This window comes from Desulfovibrio ferrophilus, from assembly GCF_003966735.1.
GTDB classification, from domain to species: Bacteria; Desulfobacterota; Desulfovibrionia; order Desulfovibrionales; family Desulfovibrionaceae; genus Desulfovibrio_Q; species Desulfovibrio_Q ferrophilus.
The window spans coordinates 403,395-423,917 of the sequence record NZ_AP017378.1; the positions used below are offsets into that span (position 1 = coordinate 403,395).

The window sequence follows — 20,523 nt, forward strand, 5'->3', positions numbered from 1 at the left end:
GAGCGGCAATGCTGCTCCGCCTTTTTTTGTTCAGGGAGTGTTTGGCGAGTGAGTAAGAAGTTTGTGGAAGCGTTCATCTTCGGCCAGGGCGTCGATGAGCTTGCGGTGACCGGCGGGAAAGGCGTGGTCATCGAGTTCTTCGAGAGTTGCCCATTTATGGGCCGTGGCTGCGGTCAGGGCAGGGGGGCCGAGGCCGTTGACTGCAGCCAGGAAAAAGCAGTGCAGAGTAACCCGGAAACGGGTGTAGCCGTGCTTGATGATGCGAATGGGGTTCTGTGCCACGACTTCGAACCCTGTCTCCTCGGCGTATTCACGGACCACGGCCTGTTCAGGCGTTTCGCCTTCTTCCACTCCTCCGCCAGGAAATTCCCACAGCCCTCCCCAGACATCGTCCTCATGTCGTCGCTGGATGAAAATACGTCCTTTGTTGATCAATACCCCAGTGGCAATGGACAAAGGGGTGATGTCGACCTTTTTGCCGGGAACGGGGCGATGCTCAGTGATGCCCAATCGTCTGGCCTCGCACAACTCGGCGAGAGGGCAATTGGCGCAGACTGGGGTACGTGGTTTACACACCAGGGCTCCGAGTTCCATCAGTCCCTGGTTGAAATTGCGGGCCTGACCTGCGGGCAGTAGCTCTGCGGCCAGAGCCCAGAGTGCTTTCTGAGTTGCCGTTTCGCCCACGGGGGCATCCAGATCAAAGACCCGAGCCAGCACGCGCGCGACGTTGCCGTCCACCAGAGGTTCGTCCTGCTCATAGGCAATGGAAAGAATTGCGGCAGCGGTGTAGGGGCCGATGCCGGGTAGCGCCAGCAGGGTGGCTTTATCCTCCGGGACCCATCCATCGTGGCTGTCTACCATGATTTGGGCAGCGCGCATCAGGTTGCGGGCACGGTTATAGTAGCCCAGCCCTTCCCACAACTTGAGGATGTCATCCTCGTTGGCCTGCGCCACAGCGGAGGGTGACGGCAGCTCGCGGGTCCAGCGTTCAAAGTAGGCCACCCCACGTTCCATCTGAGTCTGCTGAAGCATGATCTCCGATATCCAGACATGATACGGATCGTAGCTTTCGCGCCAGGGCAGGGGGCGTGCGTTGTCCTTGAACCAGTGGAGAAGGGCAGGGGCAAAGGCCTTGTGGGCCGAAGTGATGATCGTATCGTGGGGTATGGTCATGAGTGCTCCGCAAGAAGGGCGAACCTGTCACGGGGCGAGAGTGATTGCAAGTTTGGTCTGGATCGTTTTCAGACTGAGGGACTCAGTGCCCAGGAGTTAGTGCGGTGATATGGTGCTAAATCGATGGATGAGGGCAATTGCAACGGTCCGGGATGAAATAGTCCATGACCGGGAGATCGGTGAATTCCTGTTCCACATTTTGTAACAGGAACTCTGCAGGGTTGTTGAGCAGGGTCTTGTCCTTGACCGGAACGGTGACACAGAACAGCTCTCCCCAGTTGGTTGAGTAAACGATGCTCGCTTCGACCAAGGCTTTGTGTTCGCGGGGTTGAATGAGGTTGAGAATAAAGAAGGCGCGCACGATGCGTTCGGTGTTGAGCATCTCACTGATGTCGGTGTTGAAGGTTGTCTTGGGCGGGAAGAATTCCAGTAGTTTGTCTTGAAGGGACTCAATGTCCTTGGCTGTGACCGGGGAAATGGAATAGTCGCCCTTGACCCCCATACCTGGTTCGTAAAGGCCATTGGCCGTGAGCCAGACCAGGGATTCTGCCAGATCCGGCCCTTTGCGCAGGTTGGCCAGTTGGAGGCGATCCTTGCCCGACACTTCCTGAGCGCCTTGTATTTCCCAATACGAAGGCTGCCCCATTTTTTTGCCCGAGGCCGAGACATGCAAGACCCGAAATGTGTTGCCCGTGATGGACAGGAATGGGATGTGCTCGATCTTGTGCTGACGCTTGGAGAAGGTAGCAAAGATCTTTCGGCCGAGTTTGGTCAGATCCTCGGGGGTGATGGCGATTTTGATGTTGGCTTGGGAATCGCGGACGCGCATGTAGGTGCGTACGATGAATTTGTTCACCAGGGTACCGATGCTGACCAATTTGTCGAATGTCCAGTCCATGACCATGGAGGCGTCGCCCTTGCGCGTGGCCGAAGAGTTGAACAGGTTGTGAATTTCTGTTTCCTCGCGGCGCTGGGCTCTGAGTCCGTCGCTACAGAATTCGGCGATTTTGGTCTTCAGGAAGAAGGATAGCCGGACCAGCTTCAGAGAGTCTTTTTCCTTGGTGCGGACATAGTGCTCGCTGATTTCATGGAACATGAGCACATAGGGGTCGACCTTGCTCAGGCTGGTGAAGCCACGGGCCAGATTGTCCTTCAGGCGATCGCAGAGCAGGGTGCTGCCCTCGTTATCCTCGGAGGCGATGTATTTTTCCAGCAACCCGAATTTCATGATGGATTTGAAGGGACTCTTCAGGGCTTTGACGATCTGCCACAGGGAGGCTCCGAAAAATTCCTCGGGTGGGATATCAACCAGATTGCCCAGATCCACGTAACGGTCGGCGGCCCGGCCTGTTGCCAGGGCCGTGCGGATGCGGGCGTACTCTTTGTCACTGCTGCCCACCGGAGTGACCCACCACAGGGGAGCCTTGCCCGCGGCACACACGGCGGAACGGTAGAACTCCTCCTTGAGCAGGAGAGCCTGGGCAGAGCCTGAACTTTCGGAGTCACTGAACCCGAAATTGTTTTGGCGGATGTTCTCCAGGTCCATGGTGAAGAAATGGACTTCCAGGCCAAAGGTTTCGTCGGCCCAGCGCTCGATGTGCTCCAGTTTGTCCATCAGGCCATCGATGAGGTTCTCGGGCATGTTTTCGGGGTCGTAGCAGACCCAGTAGTCCAGGTCGGAACCTGCATTCTGTGCCACGGTTCCCACGCTTCCTATGGTGTACAGGGCTTCGATGAGGATCGGGTCCGGAACGGGCATGGGGGGACTGGCCTTGGGGAAGAACTTTCGGGCGAAATCCAGTGTGGTGTAGTCCACGGCATAGCCCGCGACCCGGGTGTCCAGCGGCAGAGGCTCCAATTCCTTGGAGTGCCTTTCGAACGTCTCGGAATGCAACAGGAATGGAGCAAGGCTGAAGAAGCCCGCTTTTTCCGGGCCGAGCTTGTCACAGCACCAGGAGATTCGGCGCTCGTTGTTGATCATGAAGGCCAGGGATTGGGCTCTGAGTTCACGGGTCTCGAACCACAGGTCTACGGCCTTGTCTGCGAGATCTCCATTCTGAGCAGGAGGGGAAATCTTGCCTGCTAGGGTCGCCGAGCGTCTGGTCAGGAAACGGTCTTCGGCCTGCATCAAGGTTGGATTGTCGGTGAACAACCCCCCGAAGGAAGGGGAGGGCAGCCCTGAGGAAGCCAGGGCTGTGCGCAACAGGCGTGAGCCGCAGAATTTTGCTTGAGTGCACTGGGACAGCAGGAACTCCAGGCCCTCGCAGTTGCTATCCAAGAGTTGCAGTTCCGTGAGATCGCAGGCCGTGAAGCGGCAGGTCCGCAAGCGGAGATCATGGCATTTCAGCCCGCGCAGGTCTGACTCCGAGACATCGAACATGGTGATACGCGAGGCACACAAGGTCATTGTTCGAAGAACACTGCGTTCGATTCGGATGTCCAGCATGGTGCAATCGAACAGCCGTGCGCCACTAAAGTCACAGTCCACGAAAACGCATTCAATAAAGCGAGTGCCCACGATCAGGGTGTTTGTGAATTTGACCCCCACAAAGGTGCATTGCTGGAAGGCTGCATTCTCCAGGAAAGCGTTGGAGAAGTCGATGCGTTGCAAGGTTCGGGATTCGTAAATAGGGGTGACCTTGCGTCCGGAATATTCCGAGGCACTACCACTGTCGCTGACCGTGGAGTCACCAAATTGTACGCTGATGGCTTCGCCCCCGCCGCCGCCTCCGAACATGGAGAAGAACCCACCTTCTTTATCTTTTTTCTTCGCAGGGGCTTTCTTGGCCGTTTTGGCTGGTTTGAAGTTCGCGACAGCCTTATCTGCATTGGCCCAGACTGGTGGTGAAAATGTGGGCAGCAGTTCCAGAAGCGGAGTGGATTCGGCTCCGTTGCTGCCAGTCATGGCCGCTTCAAGATGCGAAAGGGCCGCGTCCGGTTCCAGGGCTGCCAGGGTTGCGAAAAGTAGTCCGCCCAGTTTCTTCCCCGCATTCCCAAGAGTTTTGATGAACAGCTTGTATTCACGGTTTGGCAGCATGGGCAGGCGTGACAGTATGTCCGGCCGGATATTTTCATTCTTCTTGTACAGAGCGGCGAACAGTTTGCCCTGATCTCTGGGAGCCAGCGTGGCAATAACGTCCAAGGCACCTCTTTGCACGAGTTTGTCAGGATGCAGGAGCAGCTTGGCGGCAGCCTTGGCGGGAGTGGAGGATGGCTCGGCGTCGGCTTGCGTCAACAGCTTCAGCGCTGCCCGCAGTGTGGGGGCATGCTGGGTCGTTAGTAGTTCGGTTACCGGAGCGATGCAGTCCGGGCCAGCAATAATGCCGTGCCTGCTGAGCATTGGGGCCAGATTCTTGTCGGGGCGTTGTCGTGCAGAAATACTCGTTGTGGCTGCATTCAAGGCGTCTGACCAGGCCTTTCCATAGGGCCCGTCCATGAGGGCCTCTCGAACAGGATAGGCCACGCTGAGGCCTTGTTTGGCGCAGTCTTCGAGGAATTGGCTCGCAGGCTCGGGAGGTGTTTTGGCAATTTTGGGCAGGGCATCAAGTGCCGCCTGGTGCAGAGGCTCCAGCGATGCGATGCGCCCTGATAGGATACGGTTGACAGCGTGGAGCATCAACTCATTGGGAATGATCGAAAGGCCTGGCTGAGTTTTTGGGTCATCCCCCTGGCCGCGCAGGCAGGCCATGATTGCCAACGGGGGGGCTAGGGATCCCATGCCGGGCAGGCAGGAGGTGTAGAAGGATTCAAGCTCAGGGTCGTTGGCTGATTGAGCGCGGGACATCAGTAACAGAGCGGTCTCGGCAAGAACGGACTCATCCTTGGCTGCGTGCTCGACGATGTCCTCAATCAGGCGCAGAATTTCTTCCCGCAGCCGTTCCGGTGGCGGGTGGGTGGTGAGTCCCTTGAGCCTTTTGACAAGGTCCGGGAGTTGCTGGTTGTTTTGAGCTGTTTTCCCCATGCCAGTCCAGTAGTATGACCGTAGAAAAAAGAGTGTTTCCCCAAGTCTTTAATATACTCAAAAATGTGAGTTCAGTAAACGTCGCCTCGGGATTTAGGCCTTGCCCTGGTTTGCCACCGCCTGTTCCGCCCGTTTGATTTCATCCGGGTCACCGAGATAGTAATGGCGTAGAGGCGTTAGGGCGTTATCGAGCTCATAGACCAGGGGAACTCCTGTGGGAATATTTAGTGCAGTGATAGTGTCGTCACTCATCGAATCGAGATACTTGACCAAGGCTCGCAAACTGTTGCCATGTGCAGCAATGAGCAGTTTCTGGCCTTGCAGGATTTGTGGGGCGATGACGTTATGCCAGTATGGCAGGACTCGGTCCACGGTATTTTTGAGACTTTCGGAAAGGGGCAGGTCCTCCTGCGAAAGGCCTGCATAACGGGGGTCGTGTCCGGGGTGGCGCTTGTCTGAGGCTTCAAGAGGTGGTGGAGGAGTTGCGTAGCTGCGCCGCCAGATGAAGACCTGTTCCTCGCCATATTTTTGAGCGGTTTCAGTTTTATTCAGACCTTGAAGCGCTCCGTAATGACGTTCGTTGAGTCGCCAGTGGCGCTCCACCGGAAGCCACATCAAATCCATTTCACGCTGGATGATCCAGAGCGTTTCGATGGCTCGTTTGAGGACGGAGGTGTGGCAGCGGTCAAATATATATCCCTGTTCGTGCAGGTTTTTTGCGCCAGCCAGGGCTTCTTCCATACCCTTTGGGGTCAGGCCGACATCCGTCCAACCAGTGAAGCGGTTGGCGAGGTTCCATTCGCTCTGGCCATGCCGAACGAGAACGAGTTTATACATTGTTGGCTCCATGCAGAGGGTGACTCGGCAAACGTGTGCTTGCCAGAGAGACGTTCAATCATTATGTACACAACTTGCCGGGTGAAGAAAAGAAATCCGCTTCGAGAAGCTGCATTTTTGACTTGCCAAGCGCGTTTGTTCGAGGTATCTAACCCGCCTTTTCCGAGACTTTACTGACAATTCATCCATGGAGGATCGAACCATGAAAAAAGATATCCATCCCAAGAACCACACGGCCAAAATTCGTTGTGCCTGCGGCTTTGAGATTGAGGCCCAGTCCACCAAAGGCGAGTTGGTTGAGGTAGAAATCTGCTCCAACTGCCATCCCTTCTACACCGGCAAGCAGCGCTTTGTTGATACTGCTGGTCGCATTGACCGCTTCCGCAAGAAGTATGCTTCCTTCGGCAAAAAAGCCGAATAGCTGTTTTCGCGGGCTGCTGGCCCGCCGTTTTTCCGCCTCCGCAACGGGCCGCTGGTCTGTTGGCGGAGGCGCTTTTCTATGTGCGTTCAGGCGCGCAGAAAATCGCACCCCGGGAAAAGAATGACACTGATGCGCAAGCTGTTTAGTCCGCTGGTCGCGGCCACGCCTACTGTTGGTGGGCAGGCTGTGATGGAAGGCGTGATGATCCGTAATAAGGAAAGGCTGGCCATCGCCGTGCGTAAGCCCGACGGGACCATTGAGGTTCAGACTCGCCCCTGGTTTTCCTTATGCGGACATCCTTGGGCCAAGAAGCCCTTTGTTCGCGGTTTTCCGGTTCTCCTGGAGACGCTGGTCAATGGCATCAAATCTCTTAACTGGTCGGCTCAGACCGCACTGGAAGAAGAGACCGGTGAAGAGATCAAGCCATGGGCCATGGCGCTGACCGTCGCATTTTCCGTGGTCTTGGCGCTGTGCATGTTCGTGGTTCTGCCGCATCTGTTCTCGCTGGGCATGAAGTCTCTGGGCTTGGGTGGTGGTACTGAAGACCTTTCCTTTCATATTTGGGACGGTTTCTTCAAGCTCGCTGTTTTTCTCGGCTACATCTGGGGGATTTCCTGGTTTCCCGAGATCCGGCGAGTCTTCGAGTATCACGGAGCCGAGCACAAAGTGATTTGGGCCTATGAAAACGGCTGTGAGCTTGTCCCGGAACAGGCCCGGGGTTACAGTCGTTTGCATCCGCGTTGTGGAACGGCATTCTTGCTGTTTGTACTTTCCTTGGCCATTCTGATGCATGCGGTGTTGATACCGGCCCTGCTGACCGTGTATTCGCCCGATGGTGCTGTGTACAAGCAGCTTTATCTCATCGGGATCAAGGTCATGATGATGGCGCCCATTGCCGCTGCCGCCTTTGAGCTGATCAAGTATACAGGCAAGCACAGCGGAACCGCTGCTTGCCGTGTGCTTTGCTGGCCGGGGCTTATGTTGCAGCGCATGACTACCTTCGAGCCTGATGACGAGCAGCTCGAGGTGGCGATTGCCGCGCTCAAAGGCGCAGTCCACAACGAGTAATCCGCACGAGGAACGCCATGTTCGCCAAGCTGGAAAGCATTGAGCTGAAATATGAAGAACTGGAAAAGGAACTGTCCCAGCCGGACGTGTTCAATGACCAGGACCGATACCGCAGGCTGACCAAGACCCATTCCGATTTGGGACAGGTGGTCAAGATTTTTCGTGAGTATCGTTCTCTTGAGCAGGATCTTCATGACAACGAAGAGATGCTCCATGATGACGATGCCGAGATATGCGAGATGGCCAAGGCCGAGATCGATGCCATCAAGCCGCAATTGCCAGTGCTCGAGGAGCGGCTGAAGGTTCTGCTTCTGCCCAAGGATCCTCTGGACGACAAGAATATCATTCTTGAAATCAGGGCGGGTACCGGTGGCGAGGAAGCAGCCTTGTTTGCTGCCGACCTGTTCCGTATGTACTCCCGCTACGCTGAGACCTTGGGCTGGAAGCTGGAGATCATGGACGCCTCCGAGACTGGCACTGGTGGTTTCAAGGAAGTCATCGTCAACATCTCTGGCGATCAGGTCTACAGCCATCTCAAATTCGAATCCGGCATTCATCGCGTGCAGCGTGTTCCTGCGACCGAGTCTCAGGGCCGTATTCACACTTCGGCCGTGACCGTCGCCATTCTGCCCGAGGCCGAAGGTGTCGAGGTGGAAGTGGCCGACGCAGACCTGCGAGTGGATGTGTTCCGCTCTTCCGGTCCTGGTGGTCAGAGCGTCAATACGACGGACTCTGCCATTCGTCTGACTCACGTCCCTTCCGGTCTTGTGGTTATCTGTCAGGATGAGAAGTCGCAGCACAAGAACAAGGCCAAAGCCATGAAGGTCCTGAAGGCGCGTCTCTTCCAGATGGAGGAAGACAAGCGTCAGAAGGAAGAGGCTGATGCCCGCCGGGCCCAGGTTGGAACCGGTGACCGCTCAGGCCGTATCCGGACGTATAATTTCCCTCAGGGCCGTGTGAGCGATCACCGCATCAACTTGACCCTGTACCGTCTGGAAGAATTCCTGGCCGGTGATATTGCCGAGATGGTTGAGGCTTTGACCTCCCATTATCAGGCAGAATCCTTGAAACAGCAGGCCGATGACGCCTAGGAATACAGATGGTTGATCATGTACTGACGATCGGCGCATTGCTGGCCGAATCTGACGAAATATTGAAAGGCGCGGGGGTTGATTCTCCGCGCCTTTCTTCGCAGATTCTGGTGGGTCATGCCCTGGGGCTTGATCGGGTTCGCCTGGTTGTAGAGCGCGGCCGTGTGCTCAGTGCCGCGGAAGTTTCTGGTATTCGGTCTCTGGTGGCTCGACGGGCTGCAGGTGAACCTGTGGCGTATATCCTCGGGGAGAAGGAATTCTTCGGTTTGGCCTTCCGGGTCAATTCTGATGTGCTAGTGCCTCGGCCCGAGACCGAGCATCTTGTGGAAGAGGTACAGCGCCACTTCATGCCGGACCAAGGTTTTCGGTTTGCCGACTTTGGAACGGGCAGTGGTTGTATTGCAGTCACCCTCGCACACCTGTTTCCCCATGCAATAGGCTTGGCCTTCGATATTTCAATCGGGGCGCTCGGTGTTGCTTGTGGCAATGCCCGATTGCTTGCCGTGGAGCAGCGCATCGGTTTTGTGCAGGCCGATCTCGAACTTCCTGTGGTCAGAGGTGCTTCGCTGGATCTTGTGGTTTCGAATCCGCCTTATGTTTCCGAGATGGAATATGGCACTGTAAGTCATGAGGTTTCAGATTTTGAGCCTCGAGGAGCCCTGGTGCCGGATGTGTCCGGCGAATCCGATGGCCTGGAGTGCTATCGTGCACTGATACCGCTGGCGGGTTGTGCGTTGCGGTCTGGTGGTTGGTTGATCATGGAGATCGGATATGACCAGGGGGAGTCGGTTCCACAGATTGTGGATAACTGTTCATTGTTCGATTCGGTCAACGTTGTTTTAGACCTTGCTGGCCGGGACAGAATTGTTGTGGCCAAGCGATTCTGATTGTGTGGAAAAACACACGTTGTGGTTTTTTTCATACAAAACCAACGGCTTATTCGTTTTTAAATATTCAATAAATTCAGTGAGTTGTGTCTTTTGAACGCTGGCACGAATTTTGCCTATAGGTGTATGGAGGATATGAATGCACCTACAAACTACTATATCTAAGACCGTTCGTTGCTCTGGTGTTGGTCTGCACAGCGGCCGTAAGGTCGGCCTTGAGCTGATTCCGGCTGATGCTGATTCCGGCATCGTCTTTTGCCTGAAGACGCTCGATGGTGAAAAGTTCATCACTCCCTCTCCTGAAAATGTCGTAGGCACCGGGTTGGCTACCACCTTGGGTAACGGCGATGGTTCTGTTGCCACGGTGGAACACCTGCTGGCTGCGCTTCGGGGATTGGGGATCGATAATATTCTGGTTAAGGCTGATGGTAGCGAGATTCCGATTATGGATGGTAGTGCCGCTTCCTTTGTCTATCTTTTGCGCTCGGCCGGTCTTTCCAAGCTGAACAAGCCCCGGCGTGTTCTGGCTGTGACCAAGAGCTTTGAGCACAAGGATGGAGAAAAATCCATCAAGGCTCGTCCTTATAACGGATTCAGTGTGGATTACCTCATTGATTTTGATCATCCTTACATCGGAAGCCAGGTCCTGAGTTTTGAACTCACTCCTGAGAGTTTCGTTCGTCGCATCGCCAAGGCTCGCACCTTCGGCTTTCTGAAGGAAGTCGAATTGCTGCACAAGAATGGCCTTGCTCTTGGTGGATCTCTTGATAATGCCGTGGTTCTTGATGAGTATGGCGTGATTAATGATGAGGGTCTGCGCTACAAGGACGAATTTGTGCGCCACAAGGTCTTGGACTTCATCGGCGACATGGCTGTCGCTCCGTTGCCCATTCACGGACATTTTGAAGTGAGTTGCTCTGGGCATGCCTTTAATAATGAATTTTTGCGCCTGCTGACGGATAGGGAAATGTCCTGTCTGAAGTTGCAGGAGCTGGCTGCCGACGGCGTGCGTCCTGTGCGCGAAGCCCGTCCTGAAGCCGTGCTTGCGTCCGCAGTGGCGTAAGTGTAATCAAGGTGCATGATTTTTCGGCCCGTCCCGTTTTGGGGCGGGCCGGCCTTATTATAAGGATGTAGAAGGGCAGGGGGAATGATGAGAAAATTTCGGGTAAGCAGAAAAAGGTTCGCTTTTTGGCTTGACTTGAAACGTCCCTGCGTATAATTACCCGTTTCCCGACGACGAAGGTCGTCAGAGAGCTGGCTGGCGTAGCTCAATTGGCAGAGCAGCTGATTTGTAATCAGCCGGTTGCGGGTTCGAGTCCCATCGCCAGCTCCATTTGAAAATTGAATTGTGGAGGGGTTCCCGAGTGGCCAAAGGGAACAGACTGTAAATCTGTCGGCGATTGCCTTCGGAGGTTCAAATCCTCCCCCCTCCACCATTTTTTAGTTTATTGTGCGAGAAGAGACTGTAGGAGGCAGAGACCCTGCCGCTGGACTGCAGGACGATCGCGCGGGAATAGCTCAATTGGCTAGAGCATCAGCCTTCCAAGCTGAGGGTTGCGGGTTCGAGTCCCGTTTCCCGCTCCATCCATCCCGTCGTCCAGCCCCTCCCCTTCTTCAGTTTTTTATAAAAGCCCACGTAGCTCAGGCGGTAGAGCGCGTCCTTGGTAAGGACGAGGTCAGCAGTTCAAGTCTGCTCGTGGGCTCCATATCCTTTTTGTGTATTCTTTTTTAGTGAACTTCGAACCGCAACCGTAAAAGTACGGGGGTAGTAAGAAAATGGGCAAGGCAAAATTCGAGCGCACCAAGCCGCACGTTAACATTGGTACCGTCGGCCACATTGACCACGGTAAGACCACTCTGACCGCAGCTATCACCAAGACCGCCAATATGAAGGGCGGCGGTGCATACGTAGCGTTTGACGAGATCGATAAGGCTCCTGAAGAGAAAGAGCGCGGCATCACCATTGCCACCGCTCACGTCGAGTACGAGACCGAGAACAGGCACTACGCTCACGTAGACTGCCCCGGTCACGCCGACTACATCAAAAACATGATCACTGGTGCTGCCCAGATGGACGGCGCGATCATCGTTGTTGCCGCCACCGACGGCCCCATGCCTCAGACTCGTGAGCACATCCTGCTCGCCCGTCAGGTTGGTGTGCCTTCTCTGGTCGTCTTCCTGAACAAGGTTGACCTGGTGGACGACGAAGAGCTGCTGGAGCTGGTCGAGATGGAAGTGCGCGAGCTGCTTTCCAAGTACGACTTCCCCGGCGACGACATTCCGGTCATTCAGGGCTCCGCTCTGAAGGCTCTGGAAGCCGAAACCCTCGACGATCCTGCTTGTCAGCCGATCTTCGATCTGCTGGACGCTTGTGACAGCTACATCCCTGAGCCCGAGCGCGACATCGAGAAGCCTTTCTTGATGCCCATCGAGGATGTGTTCTCCATCTCTGGCCGCGGCACCGTCGTGACCGGTCGTGTTGAGCGCGGCATTGTCAAGGTCGGTGAGGAAGTGGAAATCGTTGGTATCAAAGATACCACGAAGACCACCTGCACCGGCGTCGAGATGTTCCGCAAGCTGCTTGACCAGGGTCAGGCTGGCGACAACGTGGGCGTGCTGCTGCGCGGCGTGAAGCGTGATGAAGTTGAGCGTGGTCAGGTTCTGGCTGCTCCCAAGTCCATCAACCCCCATACCAAGTTCAAGGCCGAAGTGTACGTCCTGTCCAAGGAAGAGGGCGGTCGTCACACTCCGTTCTTCACCGGCTACCGTCCCCAGTTCTACTTCCGTACGACCGACATCACTGGTGTCATCGCTCTGGAAGAGGGTGTCGAGATGGTCATGCCCGGCGATAACGCTGTCTTCATCGTAGAGATGATTCACCCTGTGGCCATGGAAAAGGGCCTGCGCTTCGCAATTCGCGAAGGCGGCCGTACCGTGGGTGCTGGTGTTGTCTCTGAGATCATGGAGTAAATTATGCGAGTCAAAGTTCAACTTGCCTGCACTGAGTGCAAACGGCGCAACTATTCGACCATGAAGAACAAGAGAAATACGACTGGTCGAATCGAGCTGAAAAAGTACTGCCCGTTTGACAAGAAGCACACTGTGCACAAGGAATCCAAGTAAAACTACGTTACGCTTTGCGTACGTGGATTTGGTCTCCACCCAAGTAGGTACTTCGGTAGGGGCTGGGTCTGTGCCCGGTCCCTACTTTCCCATAAGGGTGGAAGACGTCGCGATGCAGGGGTGTAGCTCCAACGGCTAGAGCGCCGGTCTCCAAAACCGGATGTTGTGGGTTCGAATCCCCCCACCCCTGCCATTTTTTAGCATCGGAAGGGAACATGGCTAAACGCAAGACCACGCGTAATGGCGCCGAAGGTGCCGCCACCGCTCCGAAAAATGCTCCCAAGGCTGCAAAGCAGAGCAAGAAGGAAGCCCCTGAGGCTCCTGGCAAGGTAGAGCAGTTCAAGGAGTACTTCGACCAGTCCATCGTTGAGATGAAGAAGGTCACCTGGCCGACCCGCAAGGAGGCTGTTGCCACAAGTGCGGCTGTCTTGGTGCTGGTTATCTTCATGTCCCTGTTCCTGGGGATCGTCGATCTGGGGCTGTCCAAGGCCATCGAAGCGATTTTGTCATAGCGGTTAAGGCCGCAAGGTGAGTGTCACATGACTGAGAACAACGAAGGACTCCCGAACCCCAGGTGGTACATTGTTCATACCTATTCCGGGTATGAGCAGCGTGTGGAACAGACCATCAGGGAAATGATGCGTACTGGGCAGGACCACGGCCAAGTCAAGGAAGTCGTCATGCCCACGGAGAAGGTCATCGAGCTCGTCAAGGGTGAGAAGAAGACCTCCACGCGCAAGTTCTACCCCGGCTACGTGATGCTCCAGATGATCCTGACTGATGAGTCCTGGCATCTGATTCAATCCATTCCGCGTGTGACTGGCTTTGTGGGTGGCAAGACCCGCCCGGCCCCCATGCGTGACAGTGAGGCCGAACGGATTCTCACCATGATGGAACAGCGCCAGGAGCAGCCCCGTCCCAAGTTCAAGTTTGAACGTGACGACGAGGTCCGGGTTATTGATGGCCCGTTCTCCGGCTTTAACGGGGTTGTGGAAGACGTCAACTACGACAAAGGCAAACTACGTGTTTCGGTGTCCATCTTTGGGCGCCAGACTCCGGTTGAGCTGGACTTCGTCCAGGTCAGCAAGGGTTAAGCACTGTCTGGATTCGTGGTTCATCGAAATACGTTTAAAGATTCGAGGGTGTAGCAATGGCCAAGAAAGAATTGGCAAAAATCAAGCTCCAGATTCCCGCTGGCTCCGCCAACCCGTCCCCTCCGGTCGGTCCGGCACTTGGACAGCATGGTCTGAATATCATGGAGTTCTGCAAGGCGTTCAACGCACGCACGCAGGACGAGAAGGGCATGATCATCCCGGTGGAAATCACCGTGTTTGCGGACCGCTCTTTTACTTTCATCACCAAGACGCCTCCGGCGTCCGTGCTGCTCAAAAAGATGGCCAAGATCGATAAGGGCTCTGGTGAGCCCAATCGCGACAAGGTCGGCAAGGTCACCAAAGCTCAGGTTCTTGAGATCGCAAAGCTCAAGATGCCCGATCTGACGGCCAAGGATGAGGCATCTGCCATGAACAGCATCATGGGCACTGCCCGTAGCATGGGAATCGACGTCGTCGAGTAGGGAGAAGGACAATGCCCAAACACGGAAAAAAATTCAGAAACGCAGTGAAAGCATATGATGCTGCTACTGCGTACGAAATGCCCGAAGGCGTCAAGTTGGCGCTGGAAGCTTCGTATGCCAAGTTTGACGAGACCGTTGATGTTGCCATCAAGCTCGGTGTCGACCCCAAGTACTCTGACCAGATGGTGCGCGGTGCCGTTACTCTGCCTCACGGCCTGGGTAAGGAAATTCGAGTTGCTGCCTTCTGTCAGGGTGACAAGGAAGCAGAAGCCAAAGAGGCTGGCGCCGATGCAGTCGGTGGTGACGATTTGGTTCAGCAGGTCAAGGATGGCTGGCTCGAGTTCGACAAGGCTGTTGCCACCCCGGACATGATGGCCAAAGTCGGTCTGATTGGTCGTGTGCTCGGTCCCCGCGGACTGATGCCTAACGCCAAGACCGGTACTGTGACCTTTGATATTGGCACTGCCGTCAAGGAACTCAAGGCCGGTAAGGTCGAGTTCAAGGTCGACAAGGCCGGTATCCTGCATGCCCCTCTGGGCAAGGTGTCCTTCGGACCCGAGAAGATTCTCGACAACATGAGGGCCTTGGTGGACACTGTGATCCGCCTGAAGCCTTCTGCTGCCAAGGGAACCTACCTTCAGTCCATTACCGTGGCTACCACCATGGGACCTGGCGTGAAGGTCGAGTCTTCCACGGTTCAGAAATACATCGAAGCTTAATGCAAGCATGACCGCGCCCGGACTCTGTTCGGGCGCGGATCAGATATCCGTAGATACAATGTGTATCTGCATGCGGTATGTGAAGACGAGTCGGAGACAACAGGTGGGGAAACCCTTAATTTCCTGTCGAGACTACTTTGGCTCATCTTCGCTCGGGAGAACCCTCAAGTCCATAGGAGGATGCGGTGAACAGGACGGAGAAAGCTGAAGTTATCAGCAGTCTTAAGTCCCGGGCCGACGGTGCCAGCATCGCCATTGTCACGGACTTCAAGGGCCTCACGGTCGAAGATATGACCGACCTGCGCAGGCAACTGCGCGAGGCTGGTGTCGACTACCAGGTTGTGAAAAACACCCTGGCGCGGATCGCCCTCGAAGGCGGAACGCATGAGGTATTGAAGGACGGGATCAAGGAGAACTGCGCCGTAGCCTTTGGGTACGACGATCCTGTGGCTGCTGCGAAGGTCCTGAGCGAGTACGGCAAGAAGAACAAGAAGTTCCAAATCCGCTTCGGTAGCCTGGAAGGCAAATTCATGGACGAAAACGCCATGAAGGAACTCTCCAAGCTCCCCAGCAAGCCGGAACTGCTTGCCAAACTCCTCGGTACCATGAACGCAGTGCCCACCAACTTCGTGTGCCTGTTTGCGAACCTGGAACGCAAGTTCCTGTATGCCCTTACTGCCATCAAGGAGCAGAAAGAGGCGGCTTAGTTCCAAACAAGCCAAAAACCTTAGCACATTGTGCATGAGCCAAAGTTTCTAGGAGGAATTTCAAATGGCTGACATCACCAAAGATCAGGTTGTAGAGTTTATTTCCAATATGACCGTCCTCGAGCTCTCCGAGTTTATCTCTGAGCTCGAAGAGAAGTTCGGCGTTTCCGCTGCTGCCCCCGCCATGGCCATGGCTGCCATGCCTGCCGGTGAAGCTGCTGCCGCTGAAGAAGAGAAGACCGAGTTTGACGTTGTGCTGACCGCTGCTGGTGGCAACAAGATCGCCTGCATCAAGGCTGTCCGCGCCATCACCGGTTTGGGCCTCAAAGAAGCCAAAGCCAAGGTTGACGAGCTGCCTTCTACCCTGAAGGAAGCCGTCTCCAAGGACGAGGCCGAAGAAGCCAAGAAGCAGATCGAAGAAGCTGGCGCCGAGTGCGAAGTTAAGTAGCTTCTTTTTGAACTCTTGCTTATTCGGGAGCGCGATGTCCTTTTTGTGCATCGCGCTCTTTTTTTTTCTACTTAATGCATTTTTTGCTTGCGCAAGTTTTCTTCTTTGGCTATGACTACCCTCTTCGTGTCGTAGTCTCCTATACGCTATTTATATAATGAAGCTGTTGCATGGTCCTTCCCACCCGTTGCGCCGCATGAGGTGCGGTGCGTCCTTCTTGGCGCCCCACTGCTGGGCGTTTACCCTTTTTTGTTGGAAGATATTAGTTGCCTAAGCGATCGGGTAGACCGACTAAGGGTCGAGTCTGCTTTTTTGGTATAATTTCTCGTCTGTGAGGGAGAAATGGTCCAACTTTTCAAACATTTCGGCAAGATCGCCTCGAACCACACCGTACCGCACCTGCTGAATCTTCAGGTGGATTCCTACAAGCGCTTTCTGCAGCTTGATTGTCCGCCTGCCAGTAGGAAAGACGAAGGTCTCGAAGGCGTGTTCCGGTCCGTGTTTCCCATTGAGGACTTCAATAAAACCGCAAGCCTTGAGTACGTCAGCTACGACATTAGCCCGCCGAAGTACGACGAGGCCGAGTGCATTGCAAAGGGGCTGACCTTCGAAGCTCCTGTGCGTATCACTGTGCGGCTTGTTGTCTACGATGTGGACGAGGAAACAGAAAACCGTACCATCCGTGATATCAAAGAGCAGGATATCTACTTTGGCACCATTTCGTTGATGACGGACAAGGGAACGTTCATCGTTAACGGAACTGAGCGTGTCATTGTTAACCAGCTCCAGCGTTCACCCGGTATCATCTTTGAGCATGATTCCGGTAAATCGCATTCTTCCGGTCGAGTTCTCTATTCCTGCCGTATCATTCCCATGCGTGGGTCCTGGCTGGACTTTGACTTTGACCACAAAGACATTCTGCATGTGCGTATCGACCGCCGCCGCAAGATGCCGTCCACTATCCTCTATAAGGCCATGGGCATGTCCAAGGCCGAGATTCTCTCCTACTTCTACGACACGGAGAAATATCGACTGGAGAAGGGACGCGTTCTGCGCCAGCTTGATGCTGACCGCTTCTGCAAAGAAGTTGCGTTCGTTGATGTGGCGGGCTCGGATGGCGAAATCATCGCCACCCAGGGCAAACCCATCACTAAGCGTCTGTTCAAGAAGATGCTCAAAGATGGCGTGACCGAGCATGAAGTCGATCCCGCAGGCCTGGAGACCATGTTCCTGGCCGTTGAGATTGTGGACAAGAAGAGTGGCGAAGTCCTGGCCGATGCTGGCGAGGTCATGTCCCATGAACTGATCGAGAAGTTGGAGGCTGCCAAGGTCACCGAGATTGAGATGCTGTACACTCGTGGAGCCGAGGTTTCCTCCTCCATTCGTGACACCTTGATGCTCGACAAGACCACGGACACCGCTTCTGCCCAGGTCGAGATTTATCGTCGCCTGCGCCCCAGCTCGCCTCCGACTCCCGAGATCGCGTCCACGTTCTTTGAGAACCTGTTCCGCAACCCCGATTACTATGACCTGTCGAGTGTTGGGCGTTATAAGCTCAATTCGCGTCTGGGCCTGGACGAGCCCCTGGATAACAGGACTCTGACCAACCAGGACATCCTGCGAGCCATCAAACTGCTTGTGCAGTTGAAGGACTCTCGTGGACCCGCTGACGACATCGATCATCTCGGCAACCGCCGCGTGCGTCCTGTCGGTGAACTGGTCGAGAACCAGTATCGCATCGGCCTGGTGCGTATGGAGCGAGCCATCAAGGAGCGCATGAGCCTCCAGGAAGTGGCGACTCTGATGCCCCATGATCTGATCAACCCCAAGCCGGTTGCAGCTGTCTTGAAGGAGTTCTTCGGAACTTCGCAGTTGTCTCAGTTCATGGACCAGACCAACCCGCTCTCCGAGGTCACTCACAAGCGTCGCCTGTCCGCACTCGGACCCGGTGGCCTGACCCGTGAGCGAGCAGGATTCGAAGTTCGCGACGTGCACGTTTCTCACTACGGTCGTATCTGCCCCATTGAGACGCCTGAAGGACCGAACATTGGTCTGATCGTGTCCCTGACCACACATTCCAAGGTCAACGACTTCGGTTTCATCGAGTCGCCATACCGCGTGGTCACCGATGGCAAGGTTACTGACGATGTGCGTTACCTCGATGCCTCCATGGAGGCGAGCGAAGTCATCGCGCAGGCCAATGCGCCGCTGGATGAAACCAAGGGCTTTATCAATCCCATGGTCAACGCCCGTATCAATGGTGACCCGCAGTTGGTCCCCAATGAAGACGTGACCATGATGGACATCTCGCCCAGTCAGATTGTGTCCATCTCCGCAGCATTGATTCCCTTCCTGGAGCATGATGACGCCAACCGCGCGCTCATGGGCTCCAACATGCAGCGCCAGGCCGTGCCGCTCCTCGAGTCCCATATGCCCCTGGTGGGTACCGGGATGGAAGGATCCGTTGCGCGGGACTCCGGCGCCTGCCTGCTGGCTACCAACGATGGCGTCATCGAGTTTGTCGATGCCGACAAGATCGTTGTGGCCTACGACGAAGGTGTGGCCAAGCCTGCTGGTGGCGTGAAAAGCTACGACATGGTCAAGCACCACAAGTCGAACCAGAATAGCTGCTTCGGACAGAAGCCCCGGGTCAAGCCTGGGCAGAGAGTCGTGAAGGGTGAAGTTCTGGCCGACGGACCGAGCATTGAGAACGGCGAGCTTGCCTTGGGCAAGAACCTGATGGTCGCCTTCATGCCTTGGTGTGGTTATAACTTTGAGGACTCCATCCTCATCTCCGAGCGCATGGTCAAGGAAGACGTCTACACCTCGGTTCACATCGAGGAGTTTGAACTCGTCGCCCGTGACACCAAGCTCGGACCCGAAGAAGTCACACGTGATATCCCCAACGTCGGCGAGGATATGCTCCGCAACCTCGACGAATCGGGTATCATTCGCATCGGTGCCAACGTGGCCCCCGATGATATTCTGGTCGGCAAAATCACTCCCAAGGGTGAGACTCAGCTGACTCCTGAAGAAAAGCTCCTGCGCGCCATCTTTGGTGACAAGGCTCGCGACGTAAAGAATACCTCCCTCAAGGTTCCGCCGGGAATCGAGGGGACGGTCATTGACGTCAAGGTCTTCAACCGTCGTTCCGGCGATAAGGATGACCGCACCAAAGAGATCGAGGATCTGGAGCTTGCTTCCCTCGACCGCAAGGAACTGCAACATGTTGCCGCCTTGGGTAACAGCATCCGCCGCAAGATGTGGGATGTTGTCCAGGGTAAACAGTTGGCGTCATCCGTTGCTGGCAAGAGAAAGGGCGAAGTCCTGGCTGAAGCCGGTGCCACCTTGCAGGAGGATGTCTTCTCCGAGATTCCCGTCAAGAAGCTTGGCGGTCTGTTCAAGGCCAAGAGCGTCAACGACGAGGTCAAAGAGTTCCTTGATGACTACGAGCGTCAGGTTCGTTTCATCAAAGATATCTACGAGGTCAAGCGTGGTAAGGTCACCGAAGGCGACGATCTGCCTCCGGGCGTGATCAAGATGGTCAAGGTCTACCTTGCTGTGAAGCGTAAGCTCAGCGTGGGTGACAAAATGGCCGGACGTCACGGTAACAAGGGTGTTGTTTCCAATATCCTGCCTGCCGAAGACATGCCGTTCTTCGCGGACGGAACCCCGGTGGACATCGTGCTGAACCCCTTGGGTGTTCCTTCTCGTATGAACATCGGTCAGGTCATGGAAATTCACCTTGGTCTGGGCTGTGCCATGCTCGGCCGCAAGATTGCCGAGATGATCGACAGCGGTGAGCACCTGAAGGATGTCCGCAGGGATATCAAGGCCATCTACAACTCGCCCGAGACCGATAAGGTCATCGACGACCTGTCTGACGAAGAAGTGGTGGACATGGCCAAGAAGCTGCGCCGCGGCGTAGTGGCCAAGACCCCTGTCTTTGACGGCGCAGTCGAGGGCGAGATCTGGAACTGGCTGGAGCAGGCTGGCATGGATAGCGACGGAAAATCCGTCCTTTATGATGGCCGTACCGGTGTGCCCTTCCATAATCGGGTCACCGTGGGCATCATGTACATGCTCAAACTGCACCACTTGGTTGACGAAAAGATTCACGCACGTTCCACCGGTCCTTACAGTCTCGTTACTCAGCAGCCGCTGGGTGGTAAGGCTCAGTTCGGTGGTCAGCGTTTGGGTGAAATGGAAGTCTGGGCCCTTGAGGCCTACGGCGCGGCGTATCTTCTCCAGGAGTTCCTGACCGTCAAATCCGACGATGTGCAGGGCCGTGTGAAGATGTACGAGAAGATCGTCAAGGGCGAAAACTTCCTCGAAGCCGGTCTGCCCGAGTCATTCAACGTTCTGATCAAGGAACTGATGGCTCTGGGGCTGGATGTGCAGCTCAATTACGAAGAGGGCGCAACCGGCAGACCCCGGTTCCGCCAGTAGATTGGTAAACGCTCCCGCCGGGCGGCTTGGTCGCCCGGCGGAAAAGATATTGAACGCATAACG

The 20,523-nt window shown here is 55.4% G+C and carries 17 protein-coding genes and 5 tRNA genes; 19 read left to right on the forward strand and 3 right to left on the reverse strand.

Annotated features, from left to right (window positions below; translation table 11 throughout):
• Nucleotides 1–30 precede the first annotated feature (30 nt).
• The 3 genes from mutY to gpmA all read right to left on the reverse strand — a co-directional run bounded on the left by mutY (nt 31) and on the right by gpmA (nt 5,971).
• Nucleotides 31–1,173: an A/G-specific adenine glycosylase gene (mutY, locus tag EL361_RS01800; RefSeq protein ID WP_126375989.1), complete on the reverse strand. Its 1,143-nt coding sequence runs from the start codon at nt 1,171–1,173 to the stop codon at nt 31–33.
• Nucleotides 1,174–1,288: 115 nt separating this feature from the next.
• Nucleotides 1,289–5,134, reverse strand: coding sequence for a class I adenylate cyclase (locus EL361_RS01805; RefSeq protein ID WP_126375991.1), 3,846 nt, complete (start codon nt 5,132–5,134; stop codon nt 1,289–1,291).
• A gap of 93 nt (nt 5,135–5,227) precedes the next feature.
• Entirely contained in the window at nt 5,228–5,971 is a 744-nt protein-coding gene (gene gpmA / locus EL361_RS01810) for a 2,3-diphosphoglycerate-dependent phosphoglycerate mutase (RefSeq protein ID WP_126375993.1), read from the reverse strand.
• Nucleotides 5,972–6,173: 202 nt separating this feature from the next.
• Here gpmA and rpmE point away from each other — a divergent pair, with 202 nt between their 5' ends.
• The 19 genes from rpmE (at nt 6,174) to rpoB (ending at nt 20,460) form a co-directional block, all read left to right on the forward strand.
• Nucleotides 6,174–6,392 (forward strand): 50S ribosomal protein L31, encoded by a 219-nt coding sequence (gene rpmE / locus EL361_RS01815; protein WP_126375995.1) that lies wholly within the window; start codon nt 6,174–6,176, stop codon nt 6,390–6,392.
• 120 nt (nt 6,393–6,512) lie between these two features.
• Complete coding sequence (locus EL361_RS01820; protein ID WP_420810691.1) at nt 6,513–7,460, forward strand: DUF1385 domain-containing protein; 948 nt, start codon at nt 6,513–6,515, stop codon at nt 7,458–7,460.
• Nucleotides 7,461–7,477: 17 nt separating this feature from the next.
• Nucleotides 7,478–8,551, forward strand: coding sequence for a peptide chain release factor 1 (gene prfA, locus EL361_RS01825; protein ID WP_126375997.1), 1,074 nt, complete (start codon nt 7,478–7,480; stop codon nt 8,549–8,551).
• A gap of 8 nt (nt 8,552–8,559) precedes the next feature.
• Nucleotides 8,560–9,438: a peptide chain release factor N(5)-glutamine methyltransferase gene (gene prmC / locus EL361_RS01830; protein ID WP_126375999.1), complete on the forward strand. Its 879-nt coding sequence runs from the start codon at nt 8,560–8,562 to the stop codon at nt 9,436–9,438.
• 139 nt (nt 9,439–9,577) lie between these two features.
• Nucleotides 9,578–10,501 (forward strand): UDP-3-O-acyl-N-acetylglucosamine deacetylase, encoded by a 924-nt coding sequence (gene lpxC / locus EL361_RS01835; protein WP_126376001.1) that lies wholly within the window; start codon nt 9,578–9,580, stop codon nt 10,499–10,501.
• Between the two features lie 194 nt (nt 10,502–10,695).
• Nucleotides 10,696–10,771 (forward strand) — tRNA-Thr (locus tag EL361_RS01840).
• 17 nt (nt 10,772–10,788) lie between these two features.
• Nucleotides 10,789–10,874: transfer RNA gene (locus EL361_RS01845), tRNA-Tyr, on the forward strand.
• A gap of 71 nt (nt 10,875–10,945) precedes the next feature.
• A tRNA-Gly gene (locus EL361_RS01850) sits at nt 10,946–11,022 on the forward strand.
• Between the two features lie 46 nt (nt 11,023–11,068).
• A tRNA-Thr gene (locus EL361_RS01855) sits at nt 11,069–11,144 on the forward strand.
• Between the two features lie 70 nt (nt 11,145–11,214).
• Nucleotides 11,215–12,408 carry an elongation factor Tu gene (gene tuf / locus EL361_RS01860; protein WP_126376003.1) on the forward strand — a complete coding sequence of 398 codons (1,194 nt, stop codon included), beginning with the start codon at nt 11,215–11,217 and terminating at the stop codon, nt 12,406–12,408.
• A gap of 3 nt (nt 12,409–12,411) precedes the next feature.
• The gene (rpmG, locus tag EL361_RS01865) at nt 12,412–12,561 is read left to right on the forward strand and encodes a 50S ribosomal protein L33 (protein WP_126376004.1); all 150 of its coding nucleotides are present in this window, start codon (nt 12,412–12,414) and stop codon (nt 12,559–12,561) included.
• 116 nt (nt 12,562–12,677) lie between these two features.
• Nucleotides 12,678–12,754, forward strand: a tRNA-Trp gene (locus EL361_RS01870).
• A gap of 22 nt (nt 12,755–12,776) precedes the next feature.
• Entirely contained in the window at nt 12,777–13,073 is a 297-nt protein-coding gene (gene secE, locus EL361_RS01875) for a preprotein translocase subunit SecE (protein WP_126376006.1), read from the forward strand.
• Between the two features lie 27 nt (nt 13,074–13,100).
• On the forward strand, nt 13,101–13,655 hold the full coding sequence (gene nusG, locus EL361_RS01880; RefSeq protein ID WP_126376008.1) for a transcription termination/antitermination protein NusG: 555 nt from the start codon (nt 13,101–13,103) through the stop codon (nt 13,653–13,655).
• Between the two features lie 56 nt (nt 13,656–13,711).
• Complete coding sequence (gene rplK / locus EL361_RS01885; protein ID WP_126376010.1) at nt 13,712–14,137, forward strand: 50S ribosomal protein L11; 426 nt, start codon at nt 13,712–13,714, stop codon at nt 14,135–14,137.
• 11 nt (nt 14,138–14,148) lie between these two features.
• Nucleotides 14,149–14,856: a 50S ribosomal protein L1 gene (rplA, locus tag EL361_RS01890; protein ID WP_126376013.1), complete on the forward strand. Its 708-nt coding sequence runs from the start codon at nt 14,149–14,151 to the stop codon at nt 14,854–14,856.
• A gap of 185 nt (nt 14,857–15,041) precedes the next feature.
• The gene (rplJ, locus tag EL361_RS01895; protein ID WP_126376015.1) at nt 15,042–15,563 is read left to right on the forward strand and encodes a 50S ribosomal protein L10; all 522 of its coding nucleotides are present in this window, start codon (nt 15,042–15,044) and stop codon (nt 15,561–15,563) included.
• Between the two features lie 64 nt (nt 15,564–15,627).
• Entirely contained in the window at nt 15,628–16,011 is a 384-nt protein-coding gene (gene rplL / locus EL361_RS01900) for a 50S ribosomal protein L7/L12 (protein WP_126376017.1), read from the forward strand.
• Between the two features lie 342 nt (nt 16,012–16,353).
• Nucleotides 16,354–20,460: a DNA-directed RNA polymerase subunit beta gene (gene rpoB, locus EL361_RS01905; RefSeq protein ID WP_126376019.1), complete on the forward strand. Its 4,107-nt coding sequence runs from the start codon at nt 16,354–16,356 to the stop codon at nt 20,458–20,460.
• Nucleotides 20,461–20,523 lie beyond the last annotated feature (63 nt).

What these genes read in the sequence shown, in the direction of transcription:
- mutY (WP_126375989.1), bottom strand. Translation starts at nt 1,173, where the DNA reads ATGACCATACCCCACGATACGATCATCACTTCGGCCCACAAGGCCTTT.
- EL361_RS01805 (WP_126375991.1), bottom strand. Translation starts at nt 5,134, where the DNA reads ATGGGGAAAACAGCTCAAAACAACCAGCAACTCCCGGACCTTGTCAAA.
- gpmA (WP_126375993.1), bottom strand. Translation starts at nt 5,971, where the DNA reads ATGTATAAACTCGTTCTCGTTCGGCATGGCCAGAGCGAATGGAACCTC.
- rpmE (WP_126375995.1), top strand. Translation starts at nt 6,174, where the DNA reads ATGAAAAAAGATATCCATCCCAAGAACCACACGGCCAAAATTCGTTGT.
- EL361_RS01820 (WP_420810691.1), top strand. Translation starts at nt 6,513, where the DNA reads ATGACACTGATGCGCAAGCTGTTTAGTCCGCTGGTCGCGGCCACGCCT.
- prfA (WP_126375997.1), top strand. Translation starts at nt 7,478, where the DNA reads ATGTTCGCCAAGCTGGAAAGCATTGAGCTGAAATATGAAGAACTGGAA.
- prmC (WP_126375999.1), top strand. Translation starts at nt 8,560, where the DNA reads ATGGTTGATCATGTACTGACGATCGGCGCATTGCTGGCCGAATCTGAC.
- lpxC (WP_126376001.1), top strand. Translation starts at nt 9,578, where the DNA reads ATGCACCTACAAACTACTATATCTAAGACCGTTCGTTGCTCTGGTGTT.
- tuf (WP_126376003.1), top strand. Translation starts at nt 11,215, where the DNA reads ATGGGCAAGGCAAAATTCGAGCGCACCAAGCCGCACGTTAACATTGGT.
- rpmG (WP_126376004.1), top strand. Translation starts at nt 12,412, where the DNA reads ATGCGAGTCAAAGTTCAACTTGCCTGCACTGAGTGCAAACGGCGCAAC.
- secE (WP_126376006.1), top strand. Translation starts at nt 12,777, where the DNA reads ATGGCTAAACGCAAGACCACGCGTAATGGCGCCGAAGGTGCCGCCACC.
- nusG (WP_126376008.1), top strand. Translation starts at nt 13,101, where the DNA reads ATGACTGAGAACAACGAAGGACTCCCGAACCCCAGGTGGTACATTGTT.
- rplK (WP_126376010.1), top strand. Translation starts at nt 13,712, where the DNA reads ATGGCCAAGAAAGAATTGGCAAAAATCAAGCTCCAGATTCCCGCTGGC.
- rplA (WP_126376013.1), top strand. Translation starts at nt 14,149, where the DNA reads ATGCCCAAACACGGAAAAAAATTCAGAAACGCAGTGAAAGCATATGAT.
- rplL (WP_126376017.1), top strand. Translation starts at nt 15,628, where the DNA reads ATGGCTGACATCACCAAAGATCAGGTTGTAGAGTTTATTTCCAATATG.
- rpoB (WP_126376019.1), top strand. Translation starts at nt 16,354, where the DNA reads ATGGTCCAACTTTTCAAACATTTCGGCAAGATCGCCTCGAACCACACC.